Origin of the sequence: Mucilaginibacter myungsuensis (assembly GCF_015222005.1) — a bacterium.
In the GTDB taxonomy this organism is placed as follows: Bacteria; Bacteroidota; Bacteroidia; order Sphingobacteriales; family Sphingobacteriaceae; genus Mucilaginibacter; species Mucilaginibacter myungsuensis.
The window spans coordinates 116366-131585 of record NZ_JADFFL010000001.1; the positions used below are offsets into that span (position 1 = coordinate 116366).

Below are 15220 nucleotides of genomic sequence, written 5' to 3' on the forward strand. Positions count from 1 at the left end.
CCATGAATATTAAGTTTTTAACGACGGGCCTGTTGGGCTTGGCCACCATGACCGCGGTTGCTCAGAACAGCGAACTGACCAGCGCCCAAAATGATCTGAACAAGTACGAGACCATGAAGACCCAACAAACGATGGCTAAACTTGCCATTAGTGCCTTGGATAACGCAAAGTCTTCTATTGATAAGGCTTCTGTCCACGAAAAAACTGCTACTTTGCCTAAAACTTTTGCGCTTAGAGCAGGTATTTACGCAGCATTGGCGTTGAATGATGACAAGCCGGAGTCATCTAAAAAACTGTTCGCAACATCTGATGAGGCATTGAAGAAAGCCAAAGAATTAGATACTAAAGGCGAATTTAAAGTGATTGTAGAGAACGCAGGCATCAATCTGGCGCAATATTCTATGAACTCAGGTGTTAAAGAATATGAAGCTAAAAACTTCGAAGCAGCTTACAAGTCTTTTGATCATTACAGGACCCTAAGGCCGGAAGATACTACTGCTATATACTACACTGGTTTAGCAGCATCGAACTATCAAAACTATGATGCGGCAATTGCTAACTATACCAAACTATTAACCACCGGTTATAGCCAAAAAGAAGGTGTTTATTCGGACGTTACTAATTTCTATCTGCAAAAAAAGACCAACGCCGACTCGTTAAGCGCTCTTAAAACGTTAGAAGAAGCGATCGCCAAATACCCGAAGCAATTAGACTTTAACAGATTTTTGATAGATCTGAATTTACGCATGGGTAAACAAAGAGAGGTTTTAGGTAAAATTGAAAGCGCTTTAGCTGCTGATCCTAAAAATAAGACCTACTATCAATACGCCGGTCTTTTATATACCCAAATAGGAGATGAAGCTAACAATAAACTGATGTCTTTAAAAGATGCTGCTGAAGCGAAAAGAAAAGAAGACAATAAGAAAGCTGCAACCACAGCAGGCAAACCTAAAGTTACACCTAAGGGTGCTAAAGCACCAGCCGCTGCTGCTGCTCCGGCAAAAGCCGAGGGTACAGATTTCGCCGCATCTATAGCTACTCAGACACAAATACGTGACGAGAACTTGAAAAAAGCTGAAGATACTTACCGCAAATTGTTAGAGATAGACCCCAACGATTATGATGGCTTATTGAACTTAGGTTACGTGTTAAACATTCCTGCTATCGAACTTTACTATGCAGCCCCAAAAATTCCTATCGAGAATGCTAAGGAATTTGCAGCTACCGAGAAAAAGTCAGCTGAACTGTTTGAAATAGCAAAACCATTTTTATTAAAAGCGGTAGAAATGAAACCGAATGATGTTAGTGCTTTGAACAACTTAAGGAACTACTATATCGGCACAAAGAACACTGCTAAAGCAACAGAGATTAAACAAAAGATAGAAGCTGCTAAAGCAGCTGGTAAATAATATAGGAGAGGCCATGAAATATGGCCTCTTTCTTTTTGTTGATATTATTTAACATAATAATAATTATATAAAAATCAAATATCTGCAAATACAGTTTTGCTGCGACAGATATTCGATATAAAAAGCTGGATTAAAAAGGATACTTATAAAGTCCAAAGTCGCTTAAGGCGATGCTTGCTGCAGCATTAGTCACACGCAAACGGACTTTATTTGTAGTTACCGGTGATGTTAATTTTATTAAACGGTTTGCACCAATGCTTGTAGCCGAAGCAACTTGCTGCCACTTGTTGTCATTCCAAACATCAATTGCAACAGCATCAATACGCTGGCCGAGTTTGATATTTTCACGAAGTTGGATAACGTCAAAAGTTTTTTCGGATAATAAATTTAAGTCTAATTCAGGCGTTTTAACATTATCGTCGGTTGCCCAATAACTGTATCTATCTTTATCTAATAGAAGTTTGGGACCATATTTAGCGGCATTTTTACTGCGAATGTTACTGACCACAATTTTGGCATCTTTGGCGAAATTATTTTTGAACATTGTATTTAATGCGTCACCAAATCCTTTAAGGGAAGCGACATCTCCCGGCACCAGCAAACCATTTTGATCAGGAGCTATGCCAAGATCCAGCGCAGCCCCTCTCCCAACGCTGGCAAAATAGATATTCATCAGTGTTTCAGGGCTTTTAACCTTATCATCCTGGTTTTTATGATAGAACCAGCCCGGTCTGTGCGGCACATCGCATTCGGCCGGCATCCAAAACTTACCGTCACGATGGCCTTCAATACCTTCCTTATCAAGCACAAAGCCGTTTCCAGGCTCTTTGCCGGCTTCCGGAGCATGCGGTGTATAAGTCGCCCAGCTGGTCTCACCGGCTTTTCCTGCCTCGTTACCTACCCAACGTACGTCAGGACCTACATCGCCAAAAATGGCCGCTCCAGGCTGCAATTTGCGGGCTATGCCCCAGGTATCATTCCATCCATAGTAGGTAGAACGGTCTATCTTGCGGACCTCTTTAGCGCCGCCGTAATAGCCGTCTCCACCGTTGGCGCCATCATGCCAGGTCATAAATAGCGGACCGTAATTGGTATATAACTCATCTAACTGCTTGCGGTACACATCAGTAACATATTCAGGCTTACCGTAAAGCGGACTATTCCTGTCCCATGGGGAACAATAAACGCCCATTTTTATACCTAACTTATCGCAAGCCTGGCGATATTCTTTCAAGATATCGCCCTTACCGTTCTTATAGGGGCTTTTGCTGATATTATGTTCGGTGGTCTTAGTTGGCCACATGCAAAAGCCATCGTGATGTTTGGCTACAACTATAATACCCTTAAAACCACCTGCTTTAGCCGCGCCAACGATCTGCATAGCATCAAATTTTTCGGGGTTGAATTGTTTGGGATCTTCGTCACCGTAGCCCCATTCTTTGTCAGTAAAGGTATCCGGGCCAAAGTGGATCAGGCAATACATCTCTGTTTCTTGCCAGGCCAGCTGGGTTTTCGTTGGCAAAGGCCCAAATGGTTTTGGCGGTGCTTGCGCGAAACTGCCTGACGCTAAGGGCGCTAACAAAAGTAATGGTATCAATTTTCTCATATCAGGTTGGTATATCAGGCTAATTTAACAGTTAATATCTATTATTGCACATGTTTTCGAAAGCAGAGGCGGCGCAATTACGACAAGAATTTTGGACCACATTGGGCAGATACCTGCGCCCGATACTTGGCGCTGACGGTGATAAAGTGAACTGGATAAACTATAAGACCGGCATCAAGTTCGTCTACTTCCGTATGGAGGCTGAGAACCGTTCGGCGCGTATCGCTATCGAGATAACTCATTATGATACAGGTATCCAGGAGTTGTTTTATGAACAATTTGCTGAGCTAAGAAATATACTGAACGGCTACCTGAATGAAGACTGGACCTGGGAGTTACATCATCAGGATTTAGCAGGTAAGATAATCAGTCGTATCTACACCGAGTTACCTAAAACCAGCATTTATAACCGCGAAGATTGGCCAAAACTGATCAGCTTTTTTAAGCCGCGCATCATCGCATTAGATGAGTTTTGGAGCGTTGCAAAGTATAGTTTTGATGCGCTGAAATAGACAGCCTCTAAGCTAAATGATTAAAATTCGTGTACCAAAAAAGCACGTTTTTCGTTAAAAAAAAACGTGCTTTTTAGGTGTTATTTTACAGTTTGTAATTATTTGGTTTCGGCTGCTTTTTCAGGAGCTTTACCGATCAGATCCATAAACTGATCCAGTTTTGGAGTGATGATGATCTGGGTACGCCTGTTCTGCATTTTTCCGGCTTCTGTAGAGTTGTCAGCTATCGGGTTATACTCACCCCTGCCGCCTGCTGTTAAACGTTTTGGATCTACGCCATAATTGGTTTGCAAAGCAGTTACAACAGAGATAGCCCGCAATGCGCTCAGATCCCAATTACTACGAATATTTTTCAGCGCAATGGGCACATTATCTGTATTACCCTCGATCAGCACATCGTAATTTGCGTAATCTTTAATGATCTTGGATATCTTGCTCAGGGTCTCTCCGGCTTTATCAGATATCTCGTAACTGCCAGATTTATACAGCATGTTATCCGATAGCGAAACATAAACCACCCCTTTCAAAACCTTCACATCTACATCCTTCATTTCAGACTGGCTCAACGAGCGGGTCAGGTTGTTGGTGAGCACCATGTTAAGCGAGTCGCTTTTGTTTTTGGCGTTAACCAGTTGCTGAATGTATTTATTAGAGCTGTTGATCTCGTCCACCAGTTTACTGATGTTGACGTTGCCCTGGCTGCTGCTATTCAAACATTTGTTCAATGCTTCCTGCAGTTGGCGGGCGTTGGCTTTTTCAGACGCTATGGCCTGATCTAAGCTTGTGATCCGTCCGTTGGCAACGGCCAGATTTTTTTCGCTCGTCAGGAATTTATAATTCAAGCCTTCCGTATCTTTTTGTAAACGATCGTAAGTAGCTTGTAACTCTTTGTACTTTTTAGAGCTTACACAGCCCTGAGCCATCGCGGCGGTGATGAGCAGTGATGGTAACCATATTCTAAGTTTCATAACAATTAATTTTTAGGTAGAATTTCTAATTAGCTTTTTTATCAAACTCATTAAAAACAATAAAGTTTGATGCACACCTCTCGCAAATTTTAGACCAGAACAAAAAATGGCCACCCTGCAACAGAATGGCCATTTTTATAATTTACTGATGTTCAATTACATCGGTGGTGTCTTGGTAGTGTCTCTGGCGGCAGAATCTGTTGTTGCAGATGTATCTTTAGCCATAGCAGATGAATCCGCCATGGTGCTATCAGAGTCAGAAGCCGCTTTTTCGGCGCTGCTGCAACCGGCAGCCGCCATTGATCCTACAATCGCCGCGACAAGCGCGAAACTCAAAAATCTCTTTTTCATGGGTGTATGTTTTATGTTAATGTTCTGTTATCTGCTTGTATAACCCCTTTTTTAAGTGCTTTGTTTAGTGTTATTTACGTTTTTATAACTTATAATGACATTTTTGTAGGTAGCTAAAATTTGCGGTTGGCCGTTTTTTAGTGATATTTAACCATCATGCTGGTATCTGAGTGGGTTTTAAAATGGGCTTTACGGTTATACCCTCCCCTGCTGTTGCAGCGCATTTGGGTAAAGCGGTTCAAAAAAGATTTTAAGGGTGCAAGCATTGTTGTACGTAAAAGTTTACTCAACAAAAATTACAACAACAGCATCTTCGGCGGCACCTTATTCGCTACGGCTGACCCCTGGTATCCACTGTTATTCCACCAGATATTTTTGCGCAAAGGCTACCGGGTGATCGTTTGGCTTAAATCGGCCGAGATACAATATTTAAAGCCTGCACATACCGATCTGCATTTTGATATCGATATTGATGATCAGACCATTGCCGATGCTGAACGCATGCTGAACAGTAATGGTAAATTCATCCGTACCTTCCACATAGAGATGCTGAACAGGCATAACGAGGTATGCGTAAATGTACAAGTTGAAGCTTACGTACGTAAATTAGATATCCCTGCCGAATGAAAGTAATTATGAACGATGATGCCTTTGCAAAGAAGCGCTACCATATATCTAACGATGTTGATCTGCTGGACGTGGACGCGATCCACAAATACCTGGACCAGCGATCTTACTGGGCTAAAGGCATCCCGCGCGAAAAACTGGACAAAGCCATCGCAAACTCGTTATGCTTTGGTGTTTTTAAGGTGACAGCACAAGCCGGTTTTGCCCGGGTGGTGACCGATAAGGCCACCTTTGCTTATATCTGCGATGTGTTTATATTAGAGGACCATCGTGGCGTGGGGCTTTCTAAATGGTTGATGCAAACCATTAGGGCGCATCCCGATCTGCAAGGAATCCGCAGGTGGAGTTTGGCTACGGCCGACGCGCACGGACTGTATAAACAATTTGGCTTTACCGCCATTAGTAAACCCGAACTATGGATGGAGGTATTTACTCCTTACATTAGTCAATAAAAAAAGAGGAACGGCATGAACATTAAACGGTTGATAGCAGAAGGCGAAGGCGTTTCTCTGGATTTTAAGAAGACGATAACGCGGCACGAGAAGATAGCCAAAACGCTGGTGGCTTTTGCCAACAACAAAGGTGGCCGCTTGCTGATCGGCGTGGCCGACGACGGCTCTATCAAAGGCGTTAAGTTTGAAGAGGAAGAAAAATACATGATCAGCCGCACGGCGACCCATTACGTGCGCCCGGCAGTTGAGCCTATTTTCGAAGAGGTGTATGTTGATGACAAATTGGTACTCATCGCAAACATTAAAGAGAGCGACACCAAACCGCACTATGCCCTTGGCGATGATGGCAAATGGTGGGTTTACGTACGGGTGCTGGATAAAAGCGTATTGGCCAGTAAGATCGTGGTCGACGTGTTGAAGCGCTCTGGCGATGATACCGGTGTACTGATCGAATATTCGGCCAATGAGCGCACCTTGTTAAGTTATTTGCAAGAACATACCCGTATAGATATAAAGCAGTTTTGCGATCTGCTATCCATCAGTCGTAAAAAAGCTCAGCGGATACTGGTTGATCTGGCACTTTCTGGTGTGATCAGTATCCACACATCCGAAAAGGAAGAATATTATACAGCCATGTAATATAGCAACGCCCGGTCCGTGTTTGTTCAGGCCGGGCGCTGCCTATGTTTAATTAGCCTCTATCTGGAAATTGATAGGCAATGTATAACGTACCCTTACCGCTTTGCCATTTTGTATGCCGGGTTTCCAGGGTTTGGCCAGGCGCAGTACCCGGGTCGATTCCTCGTCGAAACCATTGCCTGCTTTCCTCACCACCTGTATATCGGTTATGGTGCCGTCCTTCTCGATAATAAAACTCAGGAAGGTTTTGCCGCTGATACCATTCTCTTGCGCAACGGATGGGTAACGTAAAGTTTTCTGCAAAAATTTGTTCCAGGCCTCCATGCCGCCTACGGGTTCGGGCATTACTTGTACGGTGTAGATCTCGGCTACGCCATTATCAACTGTGCCGGTGCCTTCAGATGCCAGGCCTTTATCGTCGCCACCGTTGCCGGGTGTTGCGTTAAGTTGCCCTTTAGTACCTTCGTTGTTTGCCACATTCGACACCGCAACATCCTCTTTTAAAGCTTCGATAACCTCGGCCTTATCATCTGGCACAGGTTTAGGTGTAACAAATACCTGCGTTTGTACACTTGGTGTGTTTACCTGTTTAGGTTGTTGGGCGGGTTGATCAACTGTTTTAGGCTTCGGCAACTCCTTCGGTTGTTTCATTTCGTAAACCACATCGTCCGGGATCTTGGTCTCAATTATAGTAGTTTTAGTGGTCGGGATCAGCGGCTTGCTTCTGGCAATAACCGTTGCCGTAATGCCGAATAGCGCAAAGGCTAAAAAGGTCCCGGTGACGGCTTTTATCATCAAGTTGTCGTTCTCTTGCCTTAGGGTGTACGCGCCGTAATTGTGGTTGCGGTTTTTGAATACAAGATCGAGCCACTCGCCCTTGTAAAGATCATTGTTTGAAAATAGCATGATAAGTGAATTTTAATTTAATATTTAACGGACTGTAAGTCAATCAAATTATTACTAAAAACACTTTTCAAACTAATTTATTAGTTATCAGATTTATTTGTCATTTCGTTAATATTTTTATTCAAATATTTTCAAACTAATAATTTAGTTACCATTTTTTGGTATCTACCTTAACAGGTTCAGTAGCTTTTTTTTCAGGGTCGGCTGTGTAAAACGTCATTTGTTCGCCTATCTCTATACCAAGTTTAGCTATCTGATCTAAATAAATACTAAACTCCCGCTCCCCTACTTTCGCTTTTAGTTGCTCAAAAGTGTAGTCTACTCCCGGTTTTTTAGCATACACACCGTAGCGCGTACGTTCGTAAGGATAAAACACAAAGTCGGTCAGCCAGTAACGGTACTTACCTTCTTTAACCTCGGCATTTAACGTATAATTGACTTCGCCCGCTTCGTGCTTAGCCAGGTTAGCGCTGGTGTAGATCAAAAATGAGCTTTTAATGGCAATGTTGTTCCCGGCTTTGGTGTCCATTTTTAACTTTCCAAAACGTTTGCTTTGGTTTAGTCCCCTTAGCAAACGGTTATAAAGCGTATCGCCGGGTAGGCCGGGTGTTTCGCTCACTTTATAAAATATGTATTTGTTATGCTCGTCAAGCGTAACCAATTCTTTTTGGGCCGATGCTATTTTGCCGCTGAGCAATACAGCTATCGCGATCAGGATCTTTTTCATTGCTACAATTATAGCGTTTTAACAGAATACGTAAAAACAAAAACCGCCCCGGGAATATCCCTGAAGGCGGTTTTGTCTATTTAAATTCAGTATTAGAATGCGTACACAGCAGCTAAGCCAAATTGCGAAGCTGATTTGGTAGCTACACCGTTTTTGTTAGTGAAAATAGATGTTGCCTCTTTAGACGCGTTGTCCAACCTAACCTCAGGGATGAAGGTAAGCGGGCCACCTTTAATGTTAGCTGATAAAGTGAACGCAGTAACGCTCTCGTTAGCAGCAGGGCCAGCTGTTACCCAAACACCGTCTTTGGTTTTGAAGTACTCGGCACGTAAACCAAAGCTTACAGCAGATGATACAGCCAATTGAGGGTAAAGAGCGGCACCAACGTAACCGCCACGTGGACCGGCAGGAGATTTAGGCGCATCGAAGTTGGCAGCGTTCACGCCCAATTTAAATGCTTCGGTGATCTGGTAAGACGTTGTTAAGTCAACAACGGTACCTGATGCAGGGCCGGTAAGGAAGTTAACATAAGCGGTCCAGCCTTTAACCGGAGCGACCATTAACTGGGTACCGATGGTGTTGATCTTGCTTGCAGCGGTGTAAACGTTCCAAAGGTCGTTATAGAGACCTGCCGACAAGCTTACTTTATCAGAAAATGCATAAGTGAATTTAGCACCGGCATTTTGGAACGGACCATTGGTGAACAGATACGAAGTAGAGTAGTTAAAGTTACCTACCGGCGAGATAACCTCGTAACCAACAAAGGTAGCCATGTAACCGGCGGTCACGCTTAATTTATCGGTAAGATCATAAGCAACATACAAGTTTTGGATGTGGAATGAGTTTGCAGCGTTATTAGTGGCACCATCGCCATTAGGTACCGATTGGTACTGACCACGTGGACCAAAAGAAAGATCACCAACAAATGATGCCTTACCAACTTTCTTTTTCGCAAAAAGGTTAACCATACCTATCGAAAAAGAATTTTGATCTGAAGCGAAACTTGTAGGGATGTTATTATGGCCGGAGAAATCGTATTTGTAATAGGTGTCGACAGAACCGCCAATGGTCAATGGTGGGTCGGTTTTTTCCTGTGCGTTTGCGGCAAATGTTGCTGCCGTAAGAGAAAGTAAAAGTAAAAGTTTGCTTTTCATCATGTTTTTAATTGTTAAGGTTATTTATTTTATTGTTTGTTGAGTTATTTACAGTTTTCAAGGCTCAAAACGCCGTTACTGAACGGGTTATATTCCTAATTATTTGTGTTTTATTTACAAAAACGTCAAAAATTTAAATCAAAATCGAATAATTGTTAATTAATGACAGTTAATTTTATAAATATTTCATGAAAATAGATCTGAAGTACCACAAAAGCAAAATTTACTATACAAAATCTATTAAAATGATAGCACTTTTATAAAATTTACAAAAAACAATATCAAAAAAACATTCTTTTTGCATTATTAATAATGAAATTTGAGTGAAATAGGAAATTACCTATCCGTTAATTCGATATTGGCAAAATTTAATTGGGTTTTATAAGATATTGTATCAATATTTCCAAGATCTGAGCGCGCGCAATGACTTATTTTTAGAAAGGACCGATCATCTCAAAATGAAGAGAATTTTTGGCTACATAATGACGCTTTTAAGGCGGGATAAGTTATTTTTGATGATCAATACACCTAAAAAATGACAAATTTTCGTTTCAAAGCACTGGAAACCGCTCTTTCGCGTACGATTCCGGAGGTAAAGATGCCTTCTACTAAAATATCCGACTATTTTGGCATAAATGTTTTTGATCATAAGAAGTTAAAGGATTACCTCTCTGCCGAGGCTTTTAAAACGGTCCTGAGTTCTACTAACGATGGCGAACCTATCCCCCGCGAAACGGCAGAACAAATAGCATCAGCGATGAAAAGCTGGGCCATGAGCAAAGGCGCTACGCACTACACCCACTGGTTTCAACCGCTGACCGGATCTACAGCTGAGAAACACGACGCATTTTTTGAGCCTACGCCCGATGGCGCGATCGAACGCTTTAGCGGCGACGCGCTTGCCCAGCAAGAGCCGGATGCGTCAAGCTTCCCGAGTGGTGGTATCCGCAATACTTTCGAGGCCCGGGGTTATACCGCCTGGGATCCGTCGTCGCCGGCTTTTATTATGGGGCGGACACTTTGTATCCCAACCGTTTTTGTTTCCTACACAGGCGAGGCATTAGATTATAAAGCACCTTTATTAAAGGCATTGAATGTGCTGGATAAAGCTGCCGTTGATGTTTGCCACTACTTTGATAAAAGCATCGAAAAGGTAAATGCATCGTTAGGTATAGAGCAGGAGTACTTTTTGGTTGACCTTGCCTTATTTAATGCGCGCCCCGATCTGTATATGACCGGCCGTACACTGTTCGGCCATATGTCGGCCAAAGGCCAGCAGTTAGAGGATCATTACTTTGGTTCGATACCTGAGCGGGTTTACGCTTACATGCAGGATATGGAGACCGAGGCGTTATGTCTGGGTATCCCACTGAAGACCCGCCACAACGAGGTTGCGCCATCGCAATTTGAGTGCGCGCCTATTTACGAAGAGATCAACCTGGCTATTGACCACAACCAACTGTTGATGGACCTGATGGATCGCGTAGCCAAACGCCATAACTTTAAGGTATTACTGCACGAGAAACCTTATGCCGGCCTGAACGGATCAGGCAAGCACAATAACTGGTCGCTGATCACTAATACGGGCAAGAACTTGTTGTCGCCGGGCAAAACGCCAAAGAACAATCTGATGTTCCTTACCTTTTTTGTGAATACCATTAAAGCGGTTTTTGAGCATGCCGACCTGCTACGCGCGTCGATAGCATCAGTAAATAATGACCATCGTTTGGGCGCTAACGAAGCGCCGCCGGCCATCATATCGATATTCCTGGGCACGCAGCTGAATGATGTGCTGGACGAGATAGAAACATCGCGCATCAGCAAAAAAATTAAAGACGATAGCATGTTATGGCAGGGCATCCCTAAGATCCCTCAGATCTTACAGGACAATACCGACCGTAACCGTACTTCGCCGTTCGCGTTCACCGGCAACAAATTTGAGTTGAGGGCAGTCGGCTCTTCAGCCAATTCGGCCGACCCAATGACGATATTGAATTTGATCGTTGCTGATCAGCTGAAAAAATTCAAATCCGACGTTGATAAGCTGATCCGCAAAGGCGAGAAAAAAGATGTGGCCTTATTGACGGTTATTAAACGTTACATTAAAGAGTCGAAATCTATCCGCTTTGAAGGCAACGGTTACAGCGAAGATTGGGAAAAAGAAGCAGCCGCACGCGGATTAAACAACTTTAAGACCACGCCAAAAGCGCTGGATGTGCTGATATCTGAAAAGACCCAACGCCTGTTTGACGAGACCGGCGTTTACAACCGCCGCGAAGCGCATGCCCGTCACGAGATATTGTTAGAGAGTTTCTTTAAAAAACTACAGATAGAGGCCCGCGTGATCGGCGAGCTGGTGAACAATACCATCATCCCGGCGGCCATCAACTATCAATCTAAACTGGTAGAGAACGTGCGCGGGTTAAAAGAACTTGGTTTCGACAAAGAAATGTACGCCGCGCAGATGGATGTGATCGGTCGCATAGGCGAACACGTTAATTTCATTAAAACCAACGTGGAAGAACTGATCAACGAGCGTAAACGCGCCAACGTAATGGAAGACCCACGCACCCGCGCCATTGCATACGACGAGAAAGTAAAAACGCACTTCGCTCCCATCCGCTACCACGTAGATAAGTTGGAACAATTGATAGACGACGCCCTTTGGCCACTGCCAAAATTCAGGGAACTGCTGTTTATTAAATAAGATACCTCACCCCAATCCCTCTCCGATGGAGAGGGGCTTTTTGTTTATTGTTGCCTCAACACCGCAACGGTCACGATCAATTGGCCGAGGTGTCGCATGGTGTGCTCGGCCGAGTGTGTAAGCAGACCGATCACGGTTGAAGGTATTTGCGCGCGGCCGACTCCCCTAACGTTTGTAAGTATAGTCTCATCCGTGGAGGTGATCTGCGCTAAGGCGATATCGACTTGCTTTTTGAACGAGTCGACTAACTGCTCCACTGATCTGCTTTGATCTTTCCCTTCGGACTGTAGGTATCGCAATTGCTCGTCACTGAGCAATTCGCCTCGGGCGTAGGTCAATAAACGATCTAACACACCTGTCAAATGTTGCAGATGAAAACCCGGCGATGCCATGGCGGCAACGGACAACCAAAGCTTATCGTCGGGAAAGTCGTGCATTAATTCATTCAACTCTTCGCGGGCTTGCAGTAACGCGTGGGCAACGGGTTGCAACAATGTGGGAACGTTATCGAGCGGGCCTCGGAGCCATACTTCGGGTAGGTTGTTTTTCATCAGATCGGCCTATAAAAAATATCAAGTGTATGGCTTTTACAACTATCGGTTGCGATGAGTAATTGCCGTTCACGCTTAAACATGTCCAAAATTACGCTTGGTACGGACATTGATATCACACCTGCGTAAAATATCCCAAAATGACTAACCATAACAAAACTAAACTCAGCCGCCTTGCGCTTATCGCATGTTTCCTATTGACCCTTGGCTTCGGTATGCAAAGCTGTAAAAAGTCGCGCTCGGAGATGGGCAAAGACCTTTATAGCAAAACCAAGAACAAGGTTTACAAAGACGTCACCCCCGAAGGCTTTGAACCGGTATTTAAAGCCATGCTGGAAAGCGAAGGCGCAAAACTCCCCAACGCAAAGATAATCCTGGCCCACTACGCCGCCAATGGTTACGACCCCACCCTATTATTAGACCACTTATCGGGCGATGATATTAAAGCCTTGCCGCAATATCTGAATAAGTCTAACGAGCACGGATTAGACCCGACATTGTTTAGGGCTGCCAAGATAGATACGCTGATAAATAACATCTACGGCAAAAAAAGCATCAAAACTTTAGAAGAAGCTTACCATGATATGGCCGAACTGGAAATGACCATGGCCGCATCACTCATCAGTTACTCAAATGCTCTGCAATTCGGGGTGTTCAACCCACGTAAGATATACCAACGTTACTACACTGCTACCGCACGCCCGGATAGCGCGTATATGAATAATGCATTGAACACAAAAGACTTTAAAAGTTACCTGGACAGCATCCAACCTAAAGATAAACATTACGTAGCGTTGCAAAAGGCGTTGATGGAAGGTTTTGTAGCGACTGGACAAACTAAAGAGGAGACCCAACGTACTTTAGTGACCAATTTGGAACGACTGCGCTGGAAGAACAAACCTACGCAAGACCGTTACGTGATCGTTAACATAGCCGACTTCAGGCTGGATGTGATGAATCAGGGCAAATCTGAACTGAACATGAAGGTTTGCGTAGGCGAAGGCCGTAATAAAGATGCCGAAAATAGTTTGGTGGAATATGATGAAAGCGATAAGGTAGACCGTCCATTCTCGCGTGAGACACCGCAGTTGGCAAGTGAGATAAACATGGTGCAGGTGAACCCGATCTGGAATATCCCCGTAAGTATTGCCAGTAAAGAGATAGTTGTAGAAGCGCAGAAAGATCCCTACTATCTGGCTAACAAAAATATTAATGTATATAAAGACGGGAAGTTGATAGATGACCCGGAAACGATAGAGTGGAATGCAAATTCAGGTACTGAATACTCCTTTAAACAACAGCCGGGTAGCGATAACTCTTTAGGCAAGATCAAATTCCTTTTCCCTAATAAAAGCAGTGTTTATTTACATGATACCCCTGCTCAAGCTCCATTCGGCAGAGAGATGCGTGCGGTTAGCCATGGTTGTGTACGCTTAGAAAAACCTTTGGAATTTGCCCGTGTGCTATTTGGCGACGGTACGGAGAAATTTCAGAAGATCGAGCAGTTTATGGGTGAAGATAAATCGCAGCCTACCGACCTGGCCCTACCTAAAAAGGTACCTGTTTACTTAACCTACGTCACCGGCTGGGTTGATGATGCCGGGCAGATACAGATCAGGCCGGATGTTTACGGTTTAGATATTGTACTTTATGGTCACCTGCAAAAGCTGATCCGGGGTTAAAAGCAACAAAAAACGCGATGGGAAAACCCATCGCGTTTTTTGTTATAGATACTTTTAAATTTAGTTTTGAGCGATAGCTTCTTTAAGAACTATCGGGTTGGTATCATTCATCAGGGCAAATTGCGCAGCGCTGTCCTCATTCAAAAACTTTGAAGTGTAACGCTGATCGCGACCTGTAATAAACAGCATGTTCTTGTTTTTTACTGTGTTGATGATCTGATCGCACAATTCCGGTGCAACTGCCGGGCAACCATGGCTGCGGCCTAAACGACCTAATTGGTTAATAGTACCCTGACTAACATAATCGGCAGCATGCAGCACAATAGCGCGATTGCGGGCCTGATCATTAAAACCACGATCGACACCATTCAACCTTAACGAGCGACCATGCTTGCCAACGTATGTATCGTCGGTCACATAAAATCCAAGGCTGCTTTGGTGCGATTCGTTGTTGTTAGAGAACGCGTCGGCCATATCGTTACCGCTGCCTTGTCCGTGAGCTACCCAAGTGTTCAGCAAAAGCTTTTTGTTCAGCACATCCACTATCCACATACGTTTTTGCGTGCTTGGCTTGTTAAAATCCACCACAGTGATCACACTGCTGGCTAAAGGTAACATGTTAGCAACCTTTAGATTATAATAACCGACAAGTGCTTTCTCGAAAACTGCAGAGTCAAGGCCCGAAAATTTTAGCTTAGCCGATGAGTAGATGTCATCCACATACTGTACGAACCTGATCTTGGCTGATGAATTTGCGGTAGCAGTAGTTTTAATGTTGCTGCTATCAATAACGGTCAGCGAACTTTTTTTAGCAAAACCAAAGCTGATCACTGAAACCGAGATGATGCAAAGTGCGCAGGTCATCCATAAAATGTGTTTTCTCATACTTTATCCTTTGTTTTAAAAACGTGTTTAAACAATAGCGAAAG

15 protein-coding genes are annotated in these 15220 nt (G+C 43.8%); 8 read left to right on the plus strand and 7 right to left on the minus strand.

All coding sequences use genetic code 11. The annotated features are described in order from the left end of the window. Positions 1 to 2 precede the first annotated feature (2 nt). The gene (locus tag IRJ16_RS00540) at positions 3 to 1409 is read left to right on the plus strand and encodes a tetratricopeptide repeat protein (RefSeq protein ID WP_194109565.1); all 1407 of its coding nucleotides are present in this window, start codon (positions 3 to 5) and stop codon (positions 1407 to 1409) included. 130 nt (positions 1410 to 1539) lie between these two features. On the opposite strand, the gene IRJ16_RS00545 is transcribed toward IRJ16_RS00540, so the two are convergent. Beyond that, a complete protein-coding gene (locus IRJ16_RS00545) occupies positions 1540 to 3015 on the minus strand; it encodes an alpha-L-fucosidase (protein ID WP_194109566.1) in 1476 nt (491 codons plus the stop codon). Between the two features lie 50 nt (positions 3016 to 3065). On the opposite strand from IRJ16_RS00545, the gene IRJ16_RS00550 reads away from it, so the two are divergent. Further along, positions 3066 to 3527 (plus strand): DUF4268 domain-containing protein, encoded by a 462-nt coding sequence (locus tag IRJ16_RS00550; protein WP_194109567.1) that lies wholly within the window; start codon positions 3066 to 3068, stop codon positions 3525 to 3527. A 98-nt stretch (positions 3528 to 3625) separates the two neighbouring features. Here the strand turns inward: IRJ16_RS00550 and IRJ16_RS00555 are convergent, their stop codons facing one another. Beyond that, the gene (locus tag IRJ16_RS00555) at positions 3626 to 4495 is read right to left on the minus strand and encodes an OmpA/MotB family protein (protein WP_194109568.1); all 870 of its coding nucleotides are present in this window, start codon (positions 4493 to 4495) and stop codon (positions 3626 to 3628) included. A gap of 106 nt (positions 4496 to 4601) precedes the next feature. Here IRJ16_RS00555 and IRJ16_RS00560 point away from each other — a divergent pair, with 106 nt between their 5' ends. The 4 genes from IRJ16_RS00560 (at position 4602) to IRJ16_RS00575 (ending at position 6564) form a co-directional block, all read left to right on the plus strand. After that, the gene (locus IRJ16_RS00560; RefSeq protein ID WP_194109569.1) at positions 4602 to 4889 is read left to right on the plus strand and encodes a hypothetical protein; all 288 of its coding nucleotides are present in this window, start codon (positions 4602 to 4604) and stop codon (positions 4887 to 4889) included. 113 nt (positions 4890 to 5002) lie between these two features. Continuing rightward, a complete protein-coding gene (locus tag IRJ16_RS00565; RefSeq protein WP_194109570.1) occupies positions 5003 to 5473 on the plus strand; it encodes a DUF4442 domain-containing protein in 471 nt (156 codons plus the stop codon). Continuing rightward, positions 5470 to 5925, plus strand: coding sequence for a GNAT family N-acetyltransferase (locus tag IRJ16_RS00570; RefSeq protein ID WP_194109571.1), 456 nt, complete (start codon positions 5470 to 5472; stop codon positions 5923 to 5925). Before IRJ16_RS00565 ends, IRJ16_RS00570 begins: the two co-directional genes overlap by 4 nt. Positions 5926 to 5940: 15 nt before the next feature. Further along, the gene (locus IRJ16_RS00575; protein ID WP_194109572.1) at positions 5941 to 6564 is read left to right on the plus strand and encodes an RNA-binding domain-containing protein; all 624 of its coding nucleotides are present in this window, start codon (positions 5941 to 5943) and stop codon (positions 6562 to 6564) included. A gap of 48 nt (positions 6565 to 6612) precedes the next feature. On the opposite strand, the gene IRJ16_RS00580 is transcribed toward IRJ16_RS00575, so the two are convergent. The 3 genes from IRJ16_RS00580 to IRJ16_RS00590 form a co-directional block, all read right to left on the minus strand. Beyond that, a complete protein-coding gene (locus IRJ16_RS00580) occupies positions 6613 to 7470 on the minus strand; it encodes a TonB family protein (RefSeq protein ID WP_194109573.1) in 858 nt (285 codons plus the stop codon). 148 nt (positions 7471 to 7618) lie between these two features. Then, a complete protein-coding gene (locus IRJ16_RS00585; RefSeq protein ID WP_194109574.1) occupies positions 7619 to 8197 on the minus strand; it encodes a DUF4468 domain-containing protein in 579 nt (192 codons plus the stop codon). A 92-nt stretch (positions 8198 to 8289) separates the two neighbouring features. Continuing rightward, on the minus strand, positions 8290 to 9351 hold the full coding sequence (locus IRJ16_RS00590; RefSeq protein WP_194109575.1) for a porin: 1062 nt from the start codon (positions 9349 to 9351) through the stop codon (positions 8290 to 8292). Positions 9352 to 9886: 535 nt separating this feature from the next. On the opposite strand from IRJ16_RS00590, the gene IRJ16_RS00595 reads away from it, so the two are divergent. Further along, entirely contained in the window at positions 9887 to 12058 is a 2172-nt protein-coding gene (locus tag IRJ16_RS00595; protein ID WP_194109576.1) for a glutamine synthetase III family protein, read from the plus strand. Between the two features lie 44 nt (positions 12059 to 12102). Here the strand turns inward: IRJ16_RS00595 and IRJ16_RS00600 are convergent, their stop codons facing one another. Then, positions 12103 to 12609: a DinB family protein gene (locus IRJ16_RS00600; RefSeq protein WP_194109577.1), complete on the minus strand. Its 507-nt coding sequence runs from the start codon at positions 12607 to 12609 to the stop codon at positions 12103 to 12105. Positions 12610 to 12749: 140 nt separating this feature from the next. Here IRJ16_RS00600 and IRJ16_RS00605 point away from each other — a divergent pair, with 140 nt between their 5' ends. Then, positions 12750 to 14291 carry a L,D-transpeptidase scaffold domain-containing protein gene (locus tag IRJ16_RS00605; RefSeq protein ID WP_194109578.1) on the plus strand — a complete coding sequence of 514 codons (1542 nt, stop codon included), beginning with the start codon at positions 12750 to 12752 and terminating at the stop codon, positions 14289 to 14291. Between the two features lie 60 nt (positions 14292 to 14351). Here the strand turns inward: IRJ16_RS00605 and IRJ16_RS00610 are convergent, their stop codons facing one another. Further along, positions 14352 to 15176, minus strand: a complete 825-nt coding sequence (locus tag IRJ16_RS00610; protein WP_194109579.1) for a murein L,D-transpeptidase catalytic domain family protein — start codon at positions 15174 to 15176, stop codon at positions 14352 to 14354. Positions 15177 to 15220 lie beyond the last annotated feature (44 nt).